Genomic DNA, 22,160 nt, shown 5'->3' with positions numbered 1-22,160 from the left:
ATAGCTCGGCTCAACTTTTGGTCGGTCACGCTCTACCCTCTGGCTCATCGATCATGATGGCAGAGGACTGTCATGTCGGCAAATGGGGCGTTAGCGGACCGTCAGGAGTCGGGACCGGGCAACCGTGTGCAGAGTGGCCGCGATTGGGTGGAAAGCGGCGATGGACGCCAACGCAAAGATCGATAAAAACGTACCGAACACGAGTTCCCGTGCATGTTCGAGAGATACGATATGAAGTTTTGGCAACTTATGTCGATTGCAAGAGAGCAACGAGAATTGGTGTCGAAGTTGGCAGCCGAGCAACCAAATTGGCAGCGCTACGCCAGTTACGCAGAAAATTTTGCCACAATCGTCAACGCGCAGAATCGACAGATTCTCGATGAACCGATCGACCCGCAGTTTTCCGAGGCTGTCCTGTCGCAAGTGAAACGACGGCTATACCTTGGTGACGGATGGCTGCGATCTCAGCGGCTACATTCCGAGAAAGAGATTTCTGCCTCCGAAGCCGCAAAGCGGTTTGGGGGCGAGGCTGTGGAGAATGCATTGGAATATGGATCGATCTCCGTAACTGGGGCGTGAGCGGCCTGACCGCTCCTGGAGCGGCTTCGTCACCGCTGGACGGCGCAGAATGGGTGGAAAGCGGACATCGCAATCAGACTGGCCCAACTTCAACTGGGCGCACGTAGCCCGATTTATCTTTCTGGGTAGCGAGCAGATAACCTAACGATTTCAATTCGATCGGTTCGAACGAGTAAACTCGTTCCTCATCGAATAGCATGACCGCGTAGGCATCTACCGGGCCATGAGGGGTGGGCTCTTCATAACGCCAGCTTTTCCCGGCTACGTAGCCACAACGACCAACCAGTTCGGGAAATTTGTCCGTCGTCGTGACGCACACGATCTCGAAGAAACTAAATGGATCATCACTGGCCATCCCGGCATCATAGCTGGTAGGCGAATGTCCGCAATTGGGGCGGAAGCGGCCAGGCCGCTTTTATGAGTCTACGGCCTAAAACTCGGCGGCAACATCCATGAACCGGGTCAGCCGCTTGGGCGCAACCACGCGCCAGCTCTTGCCCAGCCAGTCGGCGATATGATCCCAGTCGGTATTGCCGGTATCGAGCCGGATCGCGATCCAGCCCGCCGCGCCATAATAGGCCGGGCGGTAATAGAGATCGGGCTCGGCCTCGATCAGCGCGGCCATCTCGTCCTGGCCGCTGGTCTTGACCAGCAGCGCGATGGCATCCTCGCCATGATGGTGGATCGAGACATAGGCGAAGAATTTGCCCGATTTCTCGCCGCCCACGCGCCAGCCCGGCGAACCATGTGACGTCCGCGCGTCGGTTTCGGGCAGGGCAAGCGCCAGTTCGCCCACCTTGGCGACGATCCATTCGGGGGTCGTCTCCCGGCTGACGAAGTCGGCCAGCACGCGCGAATAGAGCTGATGCTCGGCGATCAGCACGCGCGCCGCCAGCGTGTCGGCGGTGTCGCCATCTACGATCGCGACTTCGGTCTGGCCGAGCACGGGACCGTCGTCGAGTTCGGCGGTCACCACATGCACCGAACAGCCGGTCACACGGTCGCCGGCCGCCATCGCGCGCTCATGCGTGTCGAGGCCCTTATATTTGGGCAGCAGCGAGGGATGGATGTTGAGCATCCGCCCGGCCCAGCGCGTGACGAATTCTGGGGAGAGCAGCCGCATATAGCCGGCAAGCGCCACATATTCGACGCGCGCGGCACGGAGCTCGGCGTCGACCAGCGCGTCGAATTCGGCGCGCTTCATGCCCTTGTGGCTCGCGCCCCAGGTCGCAATCCCTTCCGCTTGGGCAAGCTTGAGGCCCGCCGCTTCGGGGTCGTTCGCCGCGACCAGCACGATCTCGAACGGGCAATCGGCATGTTTCGCGGCATAGACGAGCGCCGCCATATTCGATCCGCGTCCCGAGATCAGGACGCCGATCCGGGCCTTAGCCATGATGGGTCGCGCTCCAGTCGGTCCGCGCGCTCCATGTCTCGGCGGCACCCGAAACAGTGCAGCCCTTCTCGCCGGCTTCGATCCGGCCGATCCGGAACACCGCTTCGCCGGCCTCTTCGAGCGCGGCGGTCAGGGCGGGGATATGCGCCTCGTCGACCGCCAGCACCATGCCGACCCCGCAATTGAAGGTGCGCGCCATCTCTTCGGGCTCGATATTGCCCTGCGCCTGCAGGAACGCCATCAGTCGCGGCTGCGCCCAGGCACCGGCATCGATATGGGCATGGAGCCCCTCGGGCAGCACACGGGGGATATTCTCGAGCAGGCCGCCACCCGTGATATGCGCCAGTGCGGCGATCCGGCCGGCGCGAATCTGCGGCAACAGCGACCGGACATAGATTCGCGTCGGCGCCATCAATGCATCGATCAGCAATTGGTCCTGATCGAACAGGGCGGGGCGATCGAGCTTCCAGCCCTTGTCCGCCGCGAGTCGCCGCACCAGCGAGAAACCGTTGGAATGCACGCCCGACGATGCGAGCCCCAGCAGGACCTGACCGGCCTTGACCCGGTCTCCCGTCAGCGCCTCGCCGCGCTCGACCGCGCCGACGCAGAACCCCGCCAGATCATAGTCGCCATCGGCGTACATGCCCGGCATTTCGGCGGTCTCTCCGCCGATCAGCGCGCAGCCGGCCTGGCGGCAGCCCTCGGCGATCGAGGCGATCACGCGTTCGGCAACGCCGCTCTCGAGTCGGCCGCATGCATAATAATCGAGGAAGAAAAGCGGCTCGGCTCCCTGGACGATCAGGTCGTTGGCGCACATCGCGACCAGATCGATGCCGACGCCGTCATGGCGGCCGCTGTCGATCGCGAGCTTCAGCTTCGTGCCGACGCCGTCATTCGCGGCCACCAGCAGCGGGTCGCGATAGCCCGCTGCCTTCGGATCGAAAAAGCCGCCAAACCCGCCGATATCGGCGTCCGCGCCGGGGCGGCGCGTGGAACGGGCGAGCGGGCCGATCGCCTTTACGAGGGCATTGCCGGCGGCGATCGAGACGCCAGCTTTGGCGTAGGTATAGGAGTCATCGGATGTCATGCGCCGCGCCTACAGCATTTTCGACGACAAGTGGGAACCGGTTTTACGCAAGAAAATGCGAAACTCGTCCCATCGGACTTGGATTTCCACGCCCAACTCGCCAAAAGAGCGCCGTGACGCTCGCCAATCGCATTTATCAGCCGCTGCCGCTGCTCCTCGCGCTCCTCATGCTCGCCGGGCTCGGTGCCGCCGTGTTTGCCCAGATCGAGAGCGGCGATCGCGGCGTGATTCCGATCGATACCAGCGGTAGTCTCGAAGTGCCGGGCGTGACGGTGGACGTCTATGCCAAGACCGCGGACGACGCGCGGCTGGGCGGCTGGCGACTGGCGCAGCGCAAGGCCTGGCATGCACTCTGGGCCAAATATCACCCCGGCACCGGCGCGCCGGCGCTGCCCGACGGCACGCTCGATTCGATGGTCAGCAGCATTGTCGTCGAGGATGAGCAGATCAGCGCCAATCGGTATATCGCACGGTTGGGCGTGCTGTTCGATCGCGCGCGCGCTGGGCAGGTCCTGGGTGTCAGCGGCGGCGTTGCCCGATCGCTGCCGATGCTCGTCATTCCCGTCCAATGGTCGGGCGGACGGCCCGAAAGCTTCGAGCATCGCACCGAATGGCAAAAGGCCTGGGCGCGTTTCCGCACCGGATCGGGGCCGATCGACTATGTCCGTGCCACCGGCACCGGCGCCGATCCGTTGCTGCTCAATGCTGCGCAGGCCGGCCGCCGCAATCGGACATGGTGGCGGCTGCTGCTCGATCAATATGGCGCTGCCGACGTTCTGATCCCGACGGTGAAGCTCGAACGGCAATGGCCGGGCGGCCCGGTGATCGGTCGCTTCACCGCGGCGTTCGGTCCGGACAGCCGGATCCTCGATCAATTCACGCTGCGCGCCGAGAATTCCGGTGCGCTCGAAAAGATGCTCGACGAAGGCGTCCGCCGCCTCGACGAATCCTATTCGCGCGCGCAGGCGATCGGCATGCTGCGTCCCGATCCGACGCTGATCATCGAGGAACCGGTCGATGTCGAGGCGCTCGAGGAAGCGCTGCCGACCGAGACTGCGGCGGGCAATGCGACCGACCTGTCGATCCCGACCGGTGCGCTCAGCGTCACCGTCCAGTTCGAAACCCCTGATGTCGGATCGGTCACCCGCACCGAAGGCGCTCTCCGCGCGCTTCCCGGCGTGTCGAGTGCGTCGACGACCAGCCTGGCGCTGGGCGGCATCTCGGTGATGCGTGTCGTCTATGCCGGCGACATCGCGGCGTTCAGGACCGCGCTTGCCGCGCGTGGCTGGCGAGTCGAGGAAGGCGGCGGGGTGCTGCGCATCCGTCGCGCTGCGGCGACGCCGCCGCCGCCGCCGTCGCCCGACAATCAAACCGCCGTCCGTCAATGAAGCCGATCGCGTGAGCCAGATCGCTCTGCCGCTCGATTGGCCGGCGGACGAGACCGATGCCGATTTCCTCGTCAGTGCCTCCAATGCCGATGCCGTCCGCCATCTCGAACATGTCGGGACCTGGCCGGTCTGGGCAACGGTGCTCACCGGCCCTCGCAAATCCGGTCGCAGCCTGCTCGGCCGCATCTTTGCGCTGAAATCCAAGGGCGTTTTGATCGACAATGCCGAGGAACAGCCCGAGGAACGGATCTTCCATGCCTGGAACGCCGCGCAGGAGATCCGGCGTCCGCTGCTGATCGTCACCGATCGTACCCCCGGCGACTGGAAGCCGCGACTCGCCGATCTTCGCTCGCGGCTGGCCGCGACGCCGATCATCCGCCTGGACGATCCCGACGACAGGCTGATCGACATGCTGATCGAGCGGCAGCTCGGCGCGCGCGGCATTCTCACCACCGCCGAGTTCCGTGCCTTCGTGGTCGCGCGGATCGAACGCAGCTTCATCGCGGTGTTGCGCTTCGTCGATATGGTCGATCAGGCCGCGCTGGCACGGCGCAGTCGGATCAATATCAATCTCGCGCGTCAGGTGCTTGGTGAGATGGGTGTCATCGACGAGTCACATTCCAACGGTTAGGCTGATCGGATGAGCAGCAATCCAGTCCGCATCCCGTTCGGCAATGACGACGAACCCGACGTTCCGGTCGCACCCGGCGCCCGCTATTTCAACCGGGAGCTGAGCTGGCTCGCCTTCAACCGCCGTGTGCTGGAGGAAGCGACCAACCGCGCGCACCCCTTGCTCGAACGACTGCGCTTCCTTTCGATATCGGGCAACAATCTCGACGAATTCTTCATGGTGCGCGTCGCGGGCCTCAAGGGGCAGCAACTCCAGGATGTCGAGCAGCGCTCGGCCGACGGCATGACCATCGTCCAGCAGCTTGCGGAGATTGCGCGCCAGGCCGACCGGCTGATGGCCGAACAACAGGCGATCTGGCGCGAGATTCGGGGCGAGCTGCGCCAGGTCGGTATCCGCGTGCTTGGTGTCGACGATATCGACGGCGCGACGTCCGAATGGCTCGCGGCGCATTTCCGCGAACAGGTTTTCCCGATCCTGACGCCGCAGGCGCTCGATCCCGCGCATCCATTCCCCTTCATTCCGAACAAGGGGCTGAGCGTCGTCTTCGATCTGAAGCGCCGGTCGGATGGCGAGTCGATCCGCGAATTGCTGATGCTGCCTGCGTCGGTTCCAAGGTTCGTGCGTATCCCCGGCGGGGACACGGCCTGCTATGTCGCGCTCGAAACGGTCATCCGCCACTCGGTGGGACAGCTCTTTCCCGGCTATGACGTCGTCGGATCGGGCGCGTTCCGCATCATCCGCGACAGCGATATCGAGATCGAGGAGGAAGCGGAGGATCTCGTCCGCTATTTCCGCAGCGCCATCAAGCGCCGGCGGCGGGGCAGGGTGATCCGCCTCAAGCTGGAAAGCGGCATGGCGCCCGACGTCGAGAAGCTGGTGAAGCAGGAACTGGGCGGGGAAGATGCGCTGATCACCGAGACCGCCGGATTCCTCGGCATCGGCGAGCTGGAGAAGCTTGTCGACGAGGATCGGCCGGACCTGAAATTCACGGCCTATGCGCCACGCTTTCCCGAGCGCATCCGCGAGCATGGCGGCGACTGTTTTGCTGCGATCCGCGACAAGGACATCGTCATCCATCACCCCTATGAGACGTTCGATGTCGTGCTCGCTTTCCTCAAACAGGCGGCCGACGATCCCGACGTCGTCGCGATCAAGCAGACGCTCTATCGCGCGGGCAAGCAGTCGGCGGTGATCCGCGCCCTGATCGACGCCGCGGAGGCGGGCAAGTCGGTGACCGCGGTGGTCGAGCTCAAGGCGCGTTTCGACGAGGAGCAGAATCTGCTCTGGGCCGCGCAGCTCGAGCGCGCCGGCGTTCAGGTGGTCTACGGCTTCATCGACTGGAAAACCCACGCCAAGATCTCGATGGTCGTCCGGCGCGAGGCCGGTACCTATCGCACCTACTGCCATTTCGGCACCGGCAATTATCATCCGGTCACCGCGCGTATCTACACCGATCTCAGCTTTTTCACCGCCGATCCGCGGGTGGGCCGCGATGCGGCGCAGATCTTCAATTACATCACCGGTTATGTCGATCCGCCGGGGCTCGAAGTGGTGACGATGTCGCCCAAGAATCTCCGATCCACGCTCTGCGGGCTGATCGATGCGGAGATCGAACATGCCCGCGCCGGTCGGCCCGGCGCGCTCTGGGCAAAGATGAACTCGCTGGTCGATCCCGACATCATCGAGAAGCTTTACGAAGCCAGCAATGCGGGGGTGGAGATCGACCTGATCGTGCGCGGCATCTGCTGCCTGCGGCCCGGCGTGCCCGGCATGTCCGAGAATATCCGCGTGAAATCTGTCATCGGCCGCTTTCTCGAGCACAGCCGCATCTGGGCGTTCGGCAATGGCAAGGCGCTGCCCAATGACGGTGCGAAACTCTATATTTCCTCGGCGGACTGGATGCCGCGCAATTTCGACCGGCGCGTCGAATATATGCTCCCGATCGAGAATCGCACCGTCCATGATCAGATCCTCGACCAGGTGATGCTCGCCAATCTGCTCGACAACGAACAGAGCTGGGAATTGAACGCCGACGGCGATTACGACCGGATCGAAACGGACGAGCGGCCGTTCAACCTCCATCGCTATTTCATGACGAATCCGTCGCTTTCCGGCCGTGGCGCGTCGCTTCGCAACAGCGATGCGGTTCCCAAGCTGAGCCTGAGGCGCAGACGTTAGTCGCGCGGCCCTTTTTTCTGTCGCTCCGCTGGAAACGGACGCCTATGCAATGCCGATGGGCCCCGGCTTTCGTCCGGGTGATGAATATGGGGTCGAACTGACGTGAGCGGTCAAACGAGCAACTCGCGCCGCGCCATCATCGATATCGGCTCGAACTCGATCCGTCTGGTGGTCTTCGACGGTCCGGAGCGGTTGCCCGACATCTATTTCAACGAAAAGGTGATGGCCGGACTGGGCCGGAACCTTTCGCGCGACGGCCTGATCGACGCGGCCTCGATCGACGTCATGCTCCGGGCGTTGCGGCGCTTCCGTCGGCTGGCCGATGAAATGGGCGTGTCGAGCCTGCGGACCGTTGCCACCGCCGCGATTCGCGAGGCCGGCAATTCGGCGGATATCCTCGCGCGCATCGCCGAACTCGGCCTGACCGCCGAGCTTCTGTCGGGCGAACAGGAAGCGCAGGCGGCGGGGCTGGGTGTGCTGTCCGCAATCCCCGATGCCGACGGCGTCGTCGGCGATCTCGGCGGCGGCAGCCTGGAATTGATCCGTGTCCGCGACGGGCAAACCCACGGATCGATCTCGCTTCCGCTCGGTGTGCTCCGATTGGGGGCGATCCGGGCCAAGGGCAAAGGCACGCTGCGCGCGACGCTCGCCAAGATGCTCAAAAAACAGGGCTGGCTCGACGAAGCGGCGGGGCTGCCTTTCTATCTGGTCGGCGGCTCGTGGCGTGCGCTCGCCCGGCTCGACATGTATCTCACCGGCTATCCGCTGCCGATCATCCATCATTATCGCATGCCCATCGACCGGGCGACCCATCTCGTCCGCTCGCTTGCCAAGGTCGATCGCAAGAAGCTTCAGGATCTGCCGACGCTATCGGGCTCGCGCATCCCCACGCTGGGCGACGCGGCCTCGCTGCTGTCGGCGGTCGTCGCGCATATCGAGCCCGGCGAGCTCATCGTGTCGGCGTCCGGCCTGCGCGAGGGGCTGATGTTCGACATGCTCGATGCCGAAACGCGCCGGATCGATCCGCTCATCGCCGCGACTCGCAGCGAAGGCGCGCGGTTGAGCCGCTTTCCCGAGCATGGCGATCTGCTCGATCGCTGGATCTCGCCCTTGTTCGGCGCCGAGCCGCCCGCGATCGCCCGGCTCCGCCGGGCCGCGTGCCTGCTCGCCGATGTCGGCTGGCACGCCAATCCCGAATTCCGCGCCGAGCGCGGGCTGGAGATTGCGCTCCACGGCAATTGGGCGGCGGTCGACGCGGCGGGCCGGGCGATGATGGGGCAGGCATTGGCGACCAGTTTCGGTGCCGGCAGCACGCCGCTGCCCCTGCTTGCGCCGCTGGCAAGTCCCGAGGCGCTGCGGACGGCGGTGCTTTGGGGGCTCGCGATGCGTCTCGGCCAGCGTTTCAGCGGCGGCGTCGCGGCGCCGTTGCGGCATAGCCGGCTTTCGGCCGGCGACGGCAAGCTGCGCCTGGCGATCGCCCAGGGCGAAACCGAACTTTATGGCGAGGCCGTCGAGCGACGCCACAAGCAGCTCGCGGCCGCCATGTCGCTCAGTCACCAGATGGTGGCGATCTGATCAGCCGCAGCTGGCGGAGGTCACCTTATTGTCCCGGTCGTAGCTGACGGTCAGCCGGTCGGCACGGAAATCCATCGTCATCGCGCTGTCGGGCGGTCCCCAGCGCAAGCTGCGGGCGCCCGAAACCTTGAGCAGCTCGGCGCCGAGCTCGGCGCTCACCGTGCGTCCGGCAAAGGCCGCGAGGCCGTCATTGCGGCACTCTCCACCGGCCTTTGCGGGCATTGTCGCGCAGCCCGCGAGCAGGACGCTTCCCAGAATTGCGAACGCCTTCATGCCGCACCCTCCGCATCGGCCATCGTCATCGCCAGCTTGCCACCGCGCACGGCAAAGGCAAGCCGGCCCTCGACGAGCGCCAGCGCATCGCGGCCGAATTGTTCGAAGCGCCATCCTTCGAGGATGGCGAGGCCGTCGCGCCGTCCGGCCGCCAGCATCTCGAGCTCCTCGGTGCGCGCCAGCAGTCGCGGCGCGACGCTCGATTCGCGCGCCCGGATCTTGAGCAGCAGCTTGAGCAGGTCGGCGACCAGCGTCCCGTCCTTGCCCAGGCCGGGCGTCCGGTCCTCGCGCACCGGCATCTCGGCGGCGGGGAGGGGGCCGGATGCTGCAAGTGCCGCCACCATCCGCGCACCGATATCGTTGCCAGCCCAGCTTCCCGAAAGCCCGCGGACCTTGGCGAGGTCGGATTGCACCCGCGGCGGATGGGCGGCAATATCCGCCAGCGTCTCGTCCTTGGCGATGCGGCCGCGCGGCAGATTCTTGTTCTGCGCCTCGCGCTCGCGCCATGCCGCCAGCGCCTTCAGCCGGCCGAGCACTTCGGGCTTGCGGCTGGGCACCTTGATCCGCAGCCATGCCTGTTCGGGGATGGTGACGTAATTGGCGGGATCGGCGATCCGCTCCATTTCCTGATCCAGCCAGTCGCCGCGCCCGGTCTTGCGCAGCTTGGCGAGCATCCGGGGAAAGATCTTCACAAGATGGGTGACGTCACCGATCGCATAGTCGATCTGGCGCTGGTCGAGCGGACGGCGGCTCCAGTCGGTGAAGCGCGCACCCTTGTCGAGCGTGATGCCGAGCCAGCTGTCGACGAGATTGGAATAGCCGACCTGATCGCCTTGGCCCAGCGCCATCGCCGCGATCTGGGTGTCGAACAGGGGATGCGGGGTCTTGCCCGTCAGATTGTGGACGATCTCGATATCCTGGCCGCCGGCATGGAAGACCTTGAGGACGTCCTCATTGTCGACCAGCAGTTCGAGCAGCGGGCCCATATCCATGCCCTCCGCCTTGGGATCGATCGCGGCCGCCTCGCTTTCGTCGGCGATCTGAATCAGGCAAAGGTCCGGCCAATAGCTGTTCTCGCGCATGAACTCGGTATCGACCGCCACGAAGGGCGATCGCGCGAGGCGGGAACAGAGATCTGCGAGGGTCTTCGAGTCGGTGATGAGCGGATGAACGTGCATCGAGTCCCCTTATACCCGTCTCGCGGGTTGACAAAGCCGCTTCGCCCCTGTGTTAGCGCCCTTTCACCGGCATTGCCGACGAACAACCGGAAAAACGAGCATCATGCACGCCTATCGCACCCATAAATGCGCGGAATTGCGCGCCGCCCAGGTTGGAGAGAGCGTTCGCCTCTCGGGCTGGATCCATCGCAAGCGCGATCATGGCGGGCTGCTGTTCGTCGATCTTCGCGACCATTACGGCATCACCCAGATCGTCACCGACGTGGATTCGGAAGCGTTCAAGGTCATCGACCGGGCCCGCGCCGAATCCGTGATCACGGTCACCGGCGACGTGGTCGCCCGGTCGCCCGAGACAGTGAACCCGAATCTGCCGACCGGCGAGATCGAGATCCGCGCCCGCGACGTGTCGATCCAGTCGCAGGCGCAGGAACTGCCGTTGCCGGTGTTCGGCGACGCCGAATATCCCGAGGATATCCGCCTGCGCTATCGCTTCCTCGATCTTCGCCGCGAGCGCATCCACGCCAATATCGTGCTGCGCAGCAAGGTGATCGCCTCGATCCGCCAGCGCATGATCGGCCAGGGCTTCACCGAGTTCCAGACGCCGATCCTGACGGCATCCAGCCCCGAGGGCGCGCGCGACTATCTGGTGCCCAGCCGCGTCCATCCCGGCAAATTCTACGCGCTGCCGCAGGCGCCGCAGATGTTCAAGCAGCTGCTGATGGTCGCCGGCTTCGATCGCTATTTCCAGATCGCGCCCTGCTTCCGCGACGAGGACGCACGCGCCGACCGCAGCCCGGGTGAATTCTACCAGCTCGATTTCGAGATGAGCTTCGTCACCCAGGACGACGTGTTCGCGGCGATCGAGCCCGTGCTCCACGGCGTGTTCGAGGAATTCGCCAATGGCCGCAGCGTCACCCCGGCGCCGTTCCCGCGCATTCCCTACCGCGAATCGATGCTGAAATACGGCAACGACAAGCCCGATCTGCGCAACCCGATCGAGATCGTCGACGTCACCGAGCATTTCCGCGACTCGGGCTTCGGCATCTTCGCCGGCATCGTCGCCGGCGGCGGCACGATCCGCGCGATCCCGGCGCCAAAGGCGGGCGAGCGCAGCCGCAAATTCTTCGACGAGATGAACGACTGGTCGCGTACCGAAGGTTATTCGGGCCTCGGCTATATCAACATCAAGGGCGGTGAAGCCGGTGGCCCGATCGCCAAGAATCACGGTCCAGAAGCGACCGCGAAGCTGATCGAGGCGCTTGGTCTCGGCCCCGACGACGGCGTGTTCTTCGCCGCCGGCAAGGAAGCCGATGCCGCGAAGCTGGCAGGTCTTGCGCGTACGCGCGCCGGCGAACAGCTCGGCCTGATCGACGCCAACGCCTTCGCATTCTGCTGGATCGTCGATTTCCCGATGTTCGAATGGGACGAGGACAACAAGAAGGTCGATTTCAGCCACAACCCCTTCTCGATGCCGCAGGGCGAGTTGGAAGCGCTGGAGACCAAGGATCCGCTCGATATCCTCGCCTATCAGTATGACATCGTCTGCAACGGCATCGAGCTGAGCTCGGGCGCGATCCGGAACCATCGGCCTGAGATCATGTACAAGGCGTTCGAGATCGCCGGCTACAGCCAGGAAGAGGTCGACACCAACTTTGCGGGCATGATCAACGCGTTCAAGTTCGGCGCGCCGCCCCATGGCGGCTCGGCACCGGGCATCGACCGCATCGTCATGTTGCTGGCCGACGAGCCGAACATCCGCGAGGTCATCGTCTTCCCGATGAACCAGAAGGCCGAAGACCTGATGATGGGCGCGCCGAGCGCGGTGACCGCCAAGCAACTGCGCGAGCTCAACATCCGCATCGTCGAGCCGACAAAGAGCTGACCTCTCCCCTCCCGCTTGCGGGAGGGCCCCGGGGAGGGCATGTCAGGCATCCTGCGGAGCAAGGAGCCTGACATGTCGATCGACCTCAGCGACTTTGAACGAGGCGAGAAGTTCGAAGGCGACTATGACGAGGCGCTGAAGGCCGGGCAGGAACGCCTCGCGCGTGCGCAGGCCGCTTATATCTGCCACGGCGCCCGCGCGATCATCGTGCTCGAGGGCTGGGATGCGGCGGGCAAGGGCGGGGCGATCAGCCGGATGACCGCCGAGCTCGATCCCCGATATTTCGAGGTCTGGCCGATCTCGGCGCCGACTCCCGATGAGAAGGAGCGCCATTTCCTTTGGCGGTTCTGGCGGCGGCTGCCGCGTGCGCGCGAAATGGCAGTCTTCGACCGCTCCTGGTATGGCCGGGTGCTTGTCGAACGCGTCGAGGGCTATGCCAGCGAATCAGAGTGGCGCCGCGGCTATGACGAGATCAACGAATTCGAGGCGCAGCAGAAGGATGCCGGCACGACGATCGTGAAGCTGTTCCTTCACGTGACCCAGGCCGAACAGGACAAGCGCCTTGCCAAGCGGCTCGATCATCCCTGGAAGCGGTGGAAGACCGGCGAGGAGGATTTCCGCAACCGTGCGCGCCGGTCGGACTATCTCAAGGCGATGCACGACATGTTCGCGGTCACCGACACGCGCTGGGCGCCGTGGAAGGTGATCGACGCCAATAACAAGAAAGCGGCGCGGATCGCGACTATGATGCATGTCGCCGACCGGCTGGAAGCCGGCGTGAAGATGGAGCCACCGCCGCTCGACCCCGCTGTCGTGAAGCTGGCGGAGAAAGCGTTCGGCTATAAGCCGGAGAAAGCGGATGATGAGGATTGAGCAAGATCAGGTAACAAGATCCCTGCTTTCGCCAGGATGACCAAGGGAATCAAAGGCAGCGTCTACGGATAGTCGATCTTCATCACTTCATATTCGATCGTGCCGACCGGTAGCTCGACGCGCCGCAGATCGCCGACTGTGGCGCCGCGCAAAGCCCGCGCCAGCGGGGCATTCCAGCCGACAAGGCCGTTGCCCGCATCCGCTTCGTCGTCGCCGACCAGGGTGAGCGTGCGCGTGCGATCCTGTTCGTCGGCGATCGTTACGGTGGCGCCGAAGAAGACGCGCCCGCGATCTTCCTGCTGCGCGGGATCGATCACTTTCGCGGCTTTCATGCGCTTGGAAAGCCAGCCCAGCCGTCGGTCGATCTCACGCAGGCGCTTGCGGCCATAGATATAGTCGCCATTTTCCGAACGATCGCCATTGCCCGCCGCCCAGGAGATCACCTCGACCAGCTTGGGGCGCTCGTCGGACAGCAGCGCCTGATATTCGGCATGCAGCCGGGAATAGCCGCTGGGCGTGATATAATTGGGACGGTCCATCATCGCCGTGGCATCTAACATCCGCGTCACCCCGGCGAAAGGATCTCCCGAGCGAAGTCGAAGGGCCGGGGCTTGTGCGGAGTGCCGGGCTACCCCGCGCTTCGCTTGCCCAGATACCAGGACAGGGGCGTCCGAGCGCCCCGGCTGCGTGCGCGCTCCGGATTGATCGCGTCGTACACCACGGCATTTTCGAGCACGCGCTGCACATAGTTGCGCGTTTCGAAGATCGGGATCTGCTCGATCCAGTCGATCATGTCGACGCCGGGCATGCGGGGATCGCCATTGGCGCGCAGCCATTTGTTCACATTGCCCGGCCCGGCATTGTAGGCGGCGACCGCCAGCGGATAGCTGCCGCCGAAATAGCTGAGCATCGACTGGAAATAGGTCGATCCGAGGCGGATATTGTAGAGCGGATCGCTGGTCAGCCCGGTCAGATTGTAGCTTTCCCCGATCTTGCCCGCGGTCTCGCGCGCGGTACCGGGCATGAGCTGCATCAGCCCGCGCGCGCCGGCATGGCTGACGGCTTCACGGTCGAACTGGCTTTCCTGCCGGGTGATCGCATGGACCATGGTGAAGTTCGATTCGTGCCCGCTCGGCATGGTCACCACCGGAAAGCCGCTGCGGACATAGTCGTTATGGCCGTTGAGCCGGGCGCTGCGCGCAATCATCACGCCCAGATCCGGGCGCTGGATCTCGCGCGCCAGCTCGGCCGCGAAATGATGATCGAGATCGCTTTTTGCGTCGTTGGAGATGCTGCGCAGGAATTGCGTCTGGTCGCGCCAGTCGCCGACTTCGCCGAGCACGCGCGCGGCGCGCACGACGGTGCGGTCGAAGAATGCGGTGCGCTCACCGGCCGAGGGGGTGATCGTCGGCCCCGGTGATGGCGGCGGAATCGGCAGGCCGAGCCGTTCGAGCGCAAGCTGGCCGTAGAACTGGTCGTTGAACTCGGCCGCGCGCTGGAAAAAGCTGCTGGCGCGTTCGGCCTGGCCGGCGGCCTGCGCGGCGCGCGCGGCCCAGTAAAAGCCCTTGGACTGGGTCTGCGGCGAACGCGCGGCAAGCGCGTAACGCTCGAACATGCCGATCGCGTCGGAGGCGCGCCCGAGCTTCTGCATCGCCGTCGTGCCGGCCAGCCAGACCAGGCTGGTATAATCGTCGCGCTCGCCGATCGGTCGGTCCCGGATATCGGTGCCCGTCACATAGGCGTCGTCGACCTTGCTCGCGATATTATAGGCGAGCGACCATTGCGTGTCGTTCGCCGCGGCACGCGCGTTGGTCAGCAGCGTCTCGAACCATTTTTCGGCGTCGAGCGGCGGCGTGGTCAGCGTGCGCGGCCCCGCCAGATAGGCGCGCGCGGCGGGGCTATTCCCCGTCGTCCGCAGCCAGCCGGCGCGATCGGCGATATAGCCCGGCTCGTTGCGGAGGCGATCGTCGAGCGCCGCGGCCTTGGTGCCCGCATCGGCCGACTTGGCCTGCATGGCGATTCGCGCCTCGAACAGCGGGCGTTTGTCGCTCGAGACGAAGGGAAGCTGGCGGACGGCGGCATTGCTGGCCCCAGCCCAGAGCAGGCGTTCCATGCGAAGATCATGATCGGCCTGCGTCAGTGCGCCGGCGAACGCGCCGATGATTCGCGCTTCGTCCTCCGGCGACAATGTTCCGCCCGTCCAAGCGCGGCGCGCCACGGCGCGGGCCTGCTCGCTGCGCCCCATCGCGAGCAGCGCGATGGCGTGTCGTGCCTCTCCGGTGGTGGTGAGTGCCGGCATCCGTTCGAAATAGGCCGCGACCTGCGGCGGCGAATAATTGTTCGGATTGATCGCGCGCTCGGCGGTCTTGCGCATCGCTGCCTCGCCCGGCCATCCCGGATTCGCGACGAGAAAGCTCGCATAATCTGAGAATGGATAGCTGTCGGACTGGCGGAGCCGATTCCAGCTCAGCAGGGCTTCTGCCACGGGGTCGGTGCGCGCCGGCCGAGCTGCGCCGGCGACGCCGCCCTGAAGCTGCGCCCGATACCAGCTCCGCTGGTCGGGACTCAGCGTGTCCGCCATGGCGACGGTGGAGGCCGAAAACATCAGGCCTGCTGCAATCAATCGTAGAACCATGCTGGACATTTTAGGGGTGCGGTCCTTATCAGGCGCTGAACAACGAAACCTATGTAGCATGCGCGGTCTATAGACGCGGTCCTGCGATGAATTGAAGGAGCAAAGGCATGTTTTCCGGGTCGATTCCGGCTCTGGCGACGCCGTTTCGCGACGGGGTGTTCGACGAGCACGCCTTTCGTGCCTTCATCGACTGGCAAATCGCCGAAGGAAGCAAGGGGCTGGTCCCCTGCGGAACCACCGGCGAATCCGCGACAATGACGATCGCTGAGCATAATCGCGTCATCGAAGTCACGATCGAGCAGGCAGCCGGGCGTGTGCCCGTGATCGCCGGCTGCGGATCGAACGATACCGTGGTGGCGCTCGAGCATATGAAGGTGGCGAAGGCTGCGGGGGCCGCTGCGGCACTTGTCGTCGCGCCTTATTACAACAAGCCCAATCAGGAAGGTGTCTACGCTCATTTCGCGTATCTGGCCGAGCGCTGCGATCTGCCGATCATCCTCTATAATGTGCCCAGCCGCACGATCACCGATATCGAGACCGCGACGATGGGGCGGCTGGCCGAATTGCCGACGATCGTCGGCGTAAAGGATGCTTGCGGCAATGTCGCGCGCGTGACGGCGCAGCGCCTCGCCTGCGGTGCCGATTTTTGCCAGCTCTCGGGCAATGACGACATGGCGCTCGGCTTCATGGCGATGGGCGGATCGGGCTGCATCTCGGTCACGGCGAATGCCGCGCCGCGGCTTTGCGCCGAATTCCAGGCCGCTTGCGCCGCCGGCGACTGGGACATCGCGCTCCAGCTTCAGGACAGGCTTTATCCGCTGCACGCCGCCTTGTTCAGCGACGCTTCACCTGGGCCGGTCAAATATGCGTTGAACCGGATGCGCAACGATTTCTCTCCCGATGTACGCCTGCCCATGACGCCGCCCTCCGCCGCGAGCCGCGCGGTTGTGGATGCGGCCATGGAGATTGCAGGGCTCACCTGATGGCTCGCCCGCGTCCCACGGAGTTCGACAAGGTCAAGACCGTCGCCGAGAACCGGCGCGCACGTTACGAATATTTTCTCGAGGAATTCTTCGAGGCCGGCATCGCGCTTACGGGCACGGAAGTGAAGTCGCTGCGCTTCGGCGAAGGGTCGATCGCGGAAAGCTATGCCGAGGTTCGCGACGATCAGGTCTGGCTGGTCAACGCCAATGTGCCCGAGTTCAGCCACGGCAACCGATTCAACCACGAGCCGAAGCGCCCTCGCAAGCTGCTGCTGCACGAACGGCAGATCAACAAGCTGCGCGTCGGCGTCCAGCGCGAGGGCATGACGCTCATCCCACTTTCGATCTATTTCAACGGTCGGGGGCGCGCCAAGGTCGAGCTCGCGCTCGCCAAGGGCAAGAAGATGCATGACAAGCGCGAAACCGAACGGACGCGCGACTGGAAGCGCGACCAGGCCAGGATCCTCCGCGACCGTGGCTAGGGAACCGGGGAAATTCGGCGCATGGGTGCGCCGCAACAGCCCGCGTCGCGAGGAGCTGATCGAGAGTCGCTGGCTTCGGCCCTTCGCGCATCGCATCGCGCACAGCGAATTGTGGCGTTTCACGCGGCGGTCGGTGCCCCGCGGCGTCTCACTCGGGCTGTTCGTCGGCATTTTCCTGCTGATCCCGGGAATCCAGATCATCGGCGTGGCGATGCTTGCGCTGCCGTGTCGCGCGAACATCCCGATCGGCGCGGCGATGACCTTCCTCAGCAATCCGGCGACGACGCCCTTTCTGCTTGCCGCGTCGATCTTCGTCGGCAACCGCGCCTTCGGGCTGCACGCCGACGTCTCGACGCTGTCGACCCTGTTTTCCGAAGGGGCCAGCCTGGGCGACTGGGCAGCATGGTTCTTTTCCGATGCGGCACCCGCGCTGCTTGCCGGCCTGTTCATCATCTCGGTGGTGGCCGCTGCGCTCGGCTATGTGATCGCGGCGCTGTTCTGGCGCTGGTGGATCGGCGCAAAATGGCGGCGGCGCGGCCACGGTCATATCGAGCTGTCGACGCACACGCCCTGATATTCGACGTCCGGGGCGCTTGACGCCCGAGGGAACGGCAGCGAAGACGGGCGACGCTCATGTCATCGCCACCGCTCCTCGCCAATCGACCAGATCCGCTACCCGATGCGCCGGATCGCCTGTTATGGGCCGCGGTCGGCGGCGGTGCGTTCGTCTCCGCGTTGCTGATCCTCTACGCCGCGCAGAGCAGCGCGCTGGCGGCGGCCTTCGCTGCCGCGATCGTGATTGCCGGAACGCTGATGATCGTGTTTCGCCGGCTCTACCCGCCCGTTCATAGCCAGGTCGGCGGCATCGACTGGTCGCTGACGCGCGAGGCCGCCGACAATGACGGCGCGGCGATCGCGATCACCGACCGGGCCGGGCGGCTGGTGTGCGCCAATGACCTGTACAGCGAGTGGTTTCAGGGATTTGCCACTCCGCCCAGCCTGCCGATCGGCTCGGGCGGCGTCGCGCAACTCACGGCCGCCGGGCGGGAGGCCTGGCGTGACGGAGTCGGCACGGTCGACCTGGTCGAGGCGCATGGCGCGCGACACGTCGTGCGCATCATCCGCACCGGCCGCGCCGAGGATCATCTGCTGTGGCGCTTCACGCGGCATCGGACCCTGGACCTTCGCACCGAGGCGCGCCGCCTGATCGAGGGCGATGGCGGCGATCGGCTGGGCGAGGCGGGGATCATGGTCGCGCTGGTCGGCGGAGAGGGGCGGGTGCGTTCGGCCAACCGCGCCTTTGTCGCGCGTGCGGCGGGCCGGCCCGACGCGGCGATCGAAGGACGCGACTTCGTCACCATGCTGACGTCCGATCGAGAGGGCGTGCTCCGCTTCGCGGAAGAAGGGCCGAGGGGAAACCCGCTTCGGCTGATGCAGATGCCGCTCGAAGCGGGGGTGATCGAAAGCCCGACGCTGATCTTCCTGATCGATGACGACGCCGCGCAGCCGGAACGTTTTGCCGGGAAGAGCGGAACCGGGCGTCATCTTCAGACCCTGCTTTCGATGCTGCCATTGGGGCTTGCACTCACCGATCGCGACGGACGGTTCCTGTTCGTCAACGAAGCATTCGCCCGCGCCGCCGCGATCGAGGCCGGCACCATGCCGGTCTATCCGGGCGACCTGGTCGTCCGCGAGGACAAGGCCGCCGTCGCCGATACCGTCCGCCGCTTCGGTACCGGCCAGCAGGCGCTGTCTGGCGACATCGCGGTGCGGCTGCGCAACAATCCGGAGGAACCGATCGCGCTGACCATTGCCGGCGCGCGGGGCCTGGGCGAAGCCGCGGTGCTGCTGAGCCTCAAGGACACCACCGAGGAATCGAAGCTCAAGCGCCAGGCGGAACAGGCGACCAAGATGCAGGCGGTCGGCCAGCTCGCCGGCGGCGTGGCGCATGATTTCAACAATATCCTGACCGCGATCATCGGCCATTGCGATCTGATGCTGATGCGGCATGCGCCGGGCGACAGCGATTATGACGACATCCAGCAGATCCGCAGCAACTCCAACCGCGCCGCGAGCCTGACCCGCCAACTTCTCGCCTTTTCGCGCCAACAGACGCTGCGCCCGCAGATCCTGCAGCTTCCCGACGTGATTTCGGAGGTTTCGAACCTGCTCAAGCGGCTGCTCGGCGAGACCATGGTGCTCGAGGTCAGCCATGGCCGCGATCTCGGCGCGGTGCGCGCCGACCCCGGCCAACTCGAACAGGTGATCGTCAATCTGGCGGTCAATGCGCGCGACGCGATGCAGGCGCGCGGCGGCGGGACCGTCACCATCCGGACCTTCGCCGTGCCGGCCGCCGAAGTGCGTCAGATGGGCAGCGAATTGCTACCGATCGTCGACTATACCGCATTCAGCATTTCCGACACCGGCGCGGGCATCCCGCCGGAGATCCTGCCGAAAATCTTCGAACCATTCTTCACGACGAAGGAAGTGGGCAAGGGCACGGGCCTAGGGCTCTCGACCGTCTACGGCATCGTCAAGCAATCGGGCGGCTTCATTTTCGCCGACTCCAAGCCGGGCGAGGGAACGCGCTTCACCATCTATCTGCCCGTCCATCATGTCGATCCGCAGGCCGAGACGGTGAAGCCCGCCAAGCTGAAGCAAGGCGAACTCTGGGGATCGGGCACCATCCTGCTGGTCGAGGACGAGGATATGGTTCGCGCGGTCGCGGAACGGGCGCTCACGCGCCATGGCTATTCCGTTCTGACCGCATCGAATGGCGAGGAAGCACTGGAAGTGCTGAATGGCGGCGCCGCGATCGACCTGCTGATCTCCGATGTCGTGATGCCCACCATGGACGGGCCGACGATGGTCCGGATCGCACGCAAGACCTGGCCCGACCTGCCGATCCTGTTCATGTCGGGCTATGCCGAGGAACAGCTCCGCAAATCGATCGATCTCGATCGGGTCGCTTTCCTGCCCAAGCCTTTCTCGGTCCTGCAACTCGCCGAAGCCGCGCGTTCCGTCATGCAAGCGAAATAAGGGCCTTTCGCGGAATGAGTTGGCTGCTATGAAGCCGCGAATGTCGCGGCTGCGCATCCTTATCGTTGAAGACGAGCCCTTGATCGCGATGATGCTCGAGGATTTCGTCGACGCGCTCGGCCACAGCGTGGCGGGGTCCGCGGATTGCATCTCCGCGGCGATGCCGCTGGTCGAGGCCGGCGCCTTCGATATCGTGATCCTCGATATCAATCTGCGCGGCGGCGAACGCTCCTGGCCGGTTGCCGATGCCTTGAAGACGGCTGGCAAGCCCTTTCTGCTGGCGAGCGGCGGGCACACCGACGCCGCGCCCGAGGCGCATCGTGAGGCGCCGATGCTTGCCAAACCCTATACGATGGACGGTATTCGCGCCGCTCTTGACGCGCTGGGCTGAGACGCCGAGCAATCCTCCAAAGATTTTCGAATCGGGGAGGATGTAATGCGTAATCTGTTGCTTTCGGCGGCGTTCGGCGCCGCCACGTTCACGGGCGTGGCGGCGGCCCAGCCCGCACCCTCCGCTCAGCAGCGTGCGGTCGAATCGGGTCTGCGCCCGGCGGTGATCTTCGACGGCAAGGCGGAAAGCTGGACGATCGAGCAGAGCATGGCGCGCTGGAAAGTACCGGGCGTCAGCGTTGCCGTTGTCGACAACGGCAAGATCGTCTGGTCACGCGGTTACGGCGTGATCGCGTCGGATGGCAAAATCCCCGTCACGACCACGACACGCTTCCAGGCGGCATCGATCAGCAAGCCCGTTGGCGCCATCGCGGCGCTTTCGCTGGTACAGACGGGGACGCTATCGCTCGACGCGGATGTGAACACCCTGCTCAAGCGCTGGAAGCTGCCGGCCAGCGATTTCACCAAGGACCAGCCGGTGACGCTCCGCGCATTATTGTCGCATACCGGGGGCACCACCATCCATGGTTTCCCCGGTTATGCGCAGGGCGTGCCTGTCGCCGACAATATCCAGGTGCTGAACGGCGCTCCACCGGCCAACACCAAGGCGGTGGTTTCCGAAGCGCGCCCCGGCGAGCGCTGGCAGTATTCGGGCGGCGGTTACCAGATCATGCAGCAGATGGTCGAGGACACGACCGGCCGGCCTTTCGCCGATGTGGTGCGGGAACGCGTGCTCGTGCCGGCGGGCATGACGATGAGCGGTTACGCATTGCCGGCGAAGGGCAGCTTTTCCTACGGTCATGGCGCGGACGGCAAACCGATCGCCGGGGGCTGGCACAGCTATCCCGAACTGGCGGCGGCGGGGCTGTGGACGACGCCAACCGATCTCGCGCGTTTCGGCCTGGCGCTTGCCGCCGCCTGGCGCGGCAAAGCCGGCGGCGTGCTGAACCCGTCGACCGCCGCCACGATGGCGACTCCGGTCAAGGGTGATTACGGCCTTGGCCCGAGCGTGAAGGGGGAGGGCGATGCACTCGCTTTCTCGCACGGCGGCGCGAACGAGGGTTTTCGGACTTTCTGGGTCATCCATCCACGCACCGGCGACGGCGTCGCGGTGATGACCAATGGCGATACCGGCGGCCAGGTGATGATGGAGATCGTCCGTAGCGTGGCGAATGCCTATGGCTGGTCCGATTTTCAGCCGATCGCCTATAAAAGCGTTGCGCTCGCCCTCGATGCCCTGGTCGCGCGTGAGGGGCAATGGATCGGGGAGGCCGGCGGAGACCGCGTCACCGTTACCGCCCGACGCGACGGCGGCAACATGATCCTGGAGGCGATGGGCGCGTCGTTCACATTCGTCCCGACCTCGCAGACCGAGATGATCAGTGGCGAGAATGGCCAGACCGCCAGCTTCGTGGCGGGAGCGGACGGCAAGCCGATCCTCAAGATGTACGGCCTGGAATTTCGCCGCGGCGAATAGGATCGGTCTTCGCCATATCGCTCCGTAATTTCCAATCGGGATCATTGCATCTCGATTGGAAAAGAGGCAGCATGCCCCCCAAGCCGCCGACAATGATCCGGCGGCATCACAAATAGG

20 protein-coding genes are annotated in these 22,160 nt (G+C 65.0%); 13 read left to right on the top strand and 7 right to left on the bottom strand.

Annotated features, from left to right (window positions below; genetic code table 11):
• Nucleotides 1–231 precede the first annotated feature (231 nt).
• On the top strand, nt 232–579 hold the full coding sequence (locus tag AC3WN8_RS17380) for a hypothetical protein (protein WP_492670722.1): 348 nt from the start codon (nt 232–234) through the stop codon (nt 577–579).
• Between the two features lie 73 nt (nt 580–652).
• On the opposite strand, the gene AC3WN8_RS17375 is transcribed toward AC3WN8_RS17380, so the two are convergent.
• The 3 genes from AC3WN8_RS17375 to purM all read right to left on the bottom strand — a co-directional run bounded on the left by AC3WN8_RS17375 (nt 653) and on the right by purM (nt 3,059).
• Nucleotides 653–934: a hypothetical protein gene (locus AC3WN8_RS17375; protein ID WP_492670721.1), complete on the bottom strand. Its 282-nt coding sequence runs from the start codon at nt 932–934 to the stop codon at nt 653–655.
• 75 nt (nt 935–1,009) lie between these two features.
• On the bottom strand, nt 1,010–1,972 hold the full coding sequence (purN, locus tag AC3WN8_RS17370) for a phosphoribosylglycinamide formyltransferase (RefSeq protein ID WP_492670720.1): 963 nt from the start codon (nt 1,970–1,972) through the stop codon (nt 1,010–1,012).
• Nucleotides 1,965–3,059 carry a phosphoribosylformylglycinamidine cyclo-ligase gene (purM, locus tag AC3WN8_RS17365; RefSeq protein WP_492670719.1) on the bottom strand — a complete coding sequence of 365 codons (1,095 nt, stop codon included), beginning with the start codon at nt 3,057–3,059 and terminating at the stop codon, nt 1,965–1,967. Before purM ends, purN begins: the two co-directional genes overlap by 8 nt.
• Before the next feature lie 113 nt (nt 3,060–3,172).
• On the opposite strand from purM, the gene AC3WN8_RS17360 reads away from it, so the two are divergent.
• The 4 genes from AC3WN8_RS17360 to AC3WN8_RS17345 all read left to right on the top strand — a co-directional run bounded on the left by AC3WN8_RS17360 (nt 3,173) and on the right by AC3WN8_RS17345 (nt 8,831).
• Nucleotides 3,173–4,447, top strand: a complete 1,275-nt coding sequence (locus tag AC3WN8_RS17360; RefSeq protein WP_492670718.1) for a heavy-metal-associated domain-containing protein — start codon at nt 3,173–3,175, stop codon at nt 4,445–4,447.
• A 10-nt stretch (nt 4,448–4,457) separates the two neighbouring features.
• Entirely contained in the window at nt 4,458–5,078 is a 621-nt protein-coding gene (locus tag AC3WN8_RS17355; protein ID WP_492670717.1) for a P-loop NTPase family protein, read from the top strand.
• A 9-nt stretch (nt 5,079–5,087) separates the two neighbouring features.
• The gene (locus tag AC3WN8_RS17350) at nt 5,088–7,256 is read left to right on the top strand and encodes an RNA degradosome polyphosphate kinase (RefSeq protein ID WP_492670716.1); all 2,169 of its coding nucleotides are present in this window, start codon (nt 5,088–5,090) and stop codon (nt 7,254–7,256) included.
• Between the two features lie 102 nt (nt 7,257–7,358).
• Nucleotides 7,359–8,831 carry a Ppx/GppA phosphatase family protein gene (locus AC3WN8_RS17345; RefSeq protein WP_492670715.1) on the top strand — a complete coding sequence of 491 codons (1,473 nt, stop codon included), beginning with the start codon at nt 7,359–7,361 and terminating at the stop codon, nt 8,829–8,831.
• On the opposite strand, the gene AC3WN8_RS17340 is transcribed toward AC3WN8_RS17345, so the two are convergent.
• Together AC3WN8_RS17340 and rnd are read right to left on the bottom strand one after the other, a co-directional pair.
• Nucleotides 8,832–9,104, bottom strand: a complete 273-nt coding sequence (locus AC3WN8_RS17340; RefSeq protein ID WP_492670714.1) for an I78 family peptidase inhibitor — start codon at nt 9,102–9,104, stop codon at nt 8,832–8,834. It lies immediately after the preceding gene.
• The gene (rnd, locus tag AC3WN8_RS17335) at nt 9,101–10,282 is read right to left on the bottom strand and encodes a ribonuclease D (RefSeq protein ID WP_492670713.1); all 1,182 of its coding nucleotides are present in this window, start codon (nt 10,280–10,282) and stop codon (nt 9,101–9,103) included. The genes AC3WN8_RS17340 and rnd overlap by 4 nt, the downstream gene beginning before the upstream one ends.
• 103 nt (nt 10,283–10,385) lie before the next feature.
• On the opposite strand from rnd, the gene aspS reads away from it, so the two are divergent.
• Both aspS and AC3WN8_RS17325 read left to right on the top strand, forming a co-directional pair.
• Entirely contained in the window at nt 10,386–12,164 is a 1,779-nt protein-coding gene (gene aspS / locus AC3WN8_RS17330) for an aspartate--tRNA ligase (protein ID WP_492670712.1), read from the top strand.
• 72 nt (nt 12,165–12,236) lie between these two features.
• Nucleotides 12,237–13,037, top strand: coding sequence for a polyphosphate kinase 2 family protein (locus AC3WN8_RS17325; protein ID WP_492670711.1), 801 nt, complete (start codon nt 12,237–12,239; stop codon nt 13,035–13,037).
• Between the two features lie 62 nt (nt 13,038–13,099).
• Here the strand turns inward: AC3WN8_RS17325 and greB are convergent, their stop codons facing one another.
• Together greB and AC3WN8_RS17315 are read right to left on the bottom strand one after the other, a co-directional pair.
• Nucleotides 13,100–13,579 carry a transcription elongation factor GreB gene (gene greB / locus AC3WN8_RS17320; protein WP_492670723.1) on the bottom strand — a complete coding sequence of 160 codons (480 nt, stop codon included), beginning with the start codon at nt 13,577–13,579 and terminating at the stop codon, nt 13,100–13,102.
• Between the two features lie 86 nt (nt 13,580–13,665).
• Nucleotides 13,666–15,642 carry a lytic transglycosylase domain-containing protein gene (locus AC3WN8_RS17315; RefSeq protein WP_492670710.1) on the bottom strand — a complete coding sequence of 659 codons (1,977 nt, stop codon included), beginning with the start codon at nt 15,640–15,642 and terminating at the stop codon, nt 13,666–13,668.
• Nucleotides 15,643–15,779: 137 nt separating this feature from the next.
• Between AC3WN8_RS17315 and dapA the strand changes: the two genes are divergently transcribed.
• From dapA to AC3WN8_RS17285, 6 genes are read left to right on the top strand one after another with little or no spacing between them, the layout of a single operon-like run.
• Nucleotides 15,780–16,655: a 4-hydroxy-tetrahydrodipicolinate synthase gene (dapA, locus tag AC3WN8_RS17310; protein WP_492670709.1), complete on the top strand. Its 876-nt coding sequence runs from the start codon at nt 15,780–15,782 to the stop codon at nt 16,653–16,655.
• A complete protein-coding gene (gene smpB, locus AC3WN8_RS17305; protein WP_492670708.1) occupies nt 16,655–17,137 on the top strand; it encodes an SsrA-binding protein SmpB in 483 nt (160 codons plus the stop codon). The genes dapA and smpB overlap by 1 nt, the downstream gene beginning before the upstream one ends.
• Complete coding sequence (locus AC3WN8_RS17300) at nt 17,130–17,711, top strand: DUF2062 domain-containing protein (protein ID WP_492670707.1); 582 nt, start codon at nt 17,130–17,132, stop codon at nt 17,709–17,711. Before smpB ends, AC3WN8_RS17300 begins: the two co-directional genes overlap by 8 nt.
• Before the next feature lie 59 nt (nt 17,712–17,770).
• A complete protein-coding gene (locus AC3WN8_RS17295) occupies nt 17,771–20,176 on the top strand; it encodes a hybrid sensor histidine kinase/response regulator (RefSeq protein WP_492670706.1) in 2,406 nt (801 codons plus the stop codon).
• A gap of 40 nt (nt 20,177–20,216) precedes the next feature.
• A complete protein-coding gene (locus AC3WN8_RS17290) occupies nt 20,217–20,567 on the top strand; it encodes a response regulator (protein WP_492670705.1) in 351 nt (116 codons plus the stop codon).
• A 45-nt stretch (nt 20,568–20,612) separates the two neighbouring features.
• A complete protein-coding gene (locus tag AC3WN8_RS17285) occupies nt 20,613–22,043 on the top strand; it encodes a serine hydrolase domain-containing protein (protein WP_492670704.1) in 1,431 nt (476 codons plus the stop codon).
• The last annotated feature ends 117 nt before the right edge of the window (nt 22,044–22,160 follow it).

Source organism: Sphingobium sp. FW305-3-2-15-F-TSA7 (assembly GCF_058787155.1).
Note: the sequence above shows the minus strand (reverse complement) of the source record. Positions and strands in the feature narration are given on the sequence as shown.

Bases quoted from the DNA above. Each gene is read 5' to 3' on its own strand.
- AC3WN8_RS17380 (WP_492670722.1), top strand. From the start codon at position 232: ATGAAGTTTTGGCAACTTATGTCGATTGCAAGAGAGCAACGAGAATTG.
- AC3WN8_RS17375 (WP_492670721.1), bottom strand. From the start codon at position 934: ATGGCCAGTGATGATCCATTTAGTTTCTTCGAGATCGTGTGCGTCACG.
- purN (WP_492670720.1), bottom strand. From the start codon at position 1,972: ATGGCTAAGGCCCGGATCGGCGTCCTGATCTCGGGACGCGGATCGAAT.
- purM (WP_492670719.1), bottom strand. From the start codon at position 3,059: ATGACATCCGATGACTCCTATACCTACGCCAAAGCTGGCGTCTCGATC.
- AC3WN8_RS17350 (WP_492670716.1), top strand. From the start codon at position 5,088: ATGAGCAGCAATCCAGTCCGCATCCCGTTCGGCAATGACGACGAACCC.
- AC3WN8_RS17340 (WP_492670714.1), bottom strand. From the start codon at position 9,104: ATGAAGGCGTTCGCAATTCTGGGAAGCGTCCTGCTCGCGGGCTGCGCG.
- rnd (WP_492670713.1), bottom strand. From the start codon at position 10,282: ATGCACGTTCATCCGCTCATCACCGACTCGAAGACCCTCGCAGATCTC.
- aspS (WP_492670712.1), top strand. From the start codon at position 10,386: ATGCACGCCTATCGCACCCATAAATGCGCGGAATTGCGCGCCGCCCAG.
- AC3WN8_RS17325 (WP_492670711.1), top strand. From the start codon at position 12,237: ATGTCGATCGACCTCAGCGACTTTGAACGAGGCGAGAAGTTCGAAGGC.
- greB (WP_492670723.1), bottom strand. From the start codon at position 13,579: ATGATGGACCGTCCCAATTATATCACGCCCAGCGGCTATTCCCGGCTG.
- AC3WN8_RS17315 (WP_492670710.1), bottom strand. From the start codon at position 15,642: ATGTTTTCGGCCTCCACCGTCGCCATGGCGGACACGCTGAGTCCCGAC.
- dapA (WP_492670709.1), top strand. From the start codon at position 15,780: ATGTTTTCCGGGTCGATTCCGGCTCTGGCGACGCCGTTTCGCGACGGG.
- smpB (WP_492670708.1), top strand. From the start codon at position 16,655: ATGGCTCGCCCGCGTCCCACGGAGTTCGACAAGGTCAAGACCGTCGCC.
- AC3WN8_RS17295 (WP_492670706.1), top strand. From the start codon at position 17,771: ATGTCATCGCCACCGCTCCTCGCCAATCGACCAGATCCGCTACCCGAT.
- AC3WN8_RS17290 (WP_492670705.1), top strand. From the start codon at position 20,217: ATGTCGCGGCTGCGCATCCTTATCGTTGAAGACGAGCCCTTGATCGCG.
- AC3WN8_RS17285 (WP_492670704.1), top strand. From the start codon at position 20,613: ATGCGTAATCTGTTGCTTTCGGCGGCGTTCGGCGCCGCCACGTTCACG.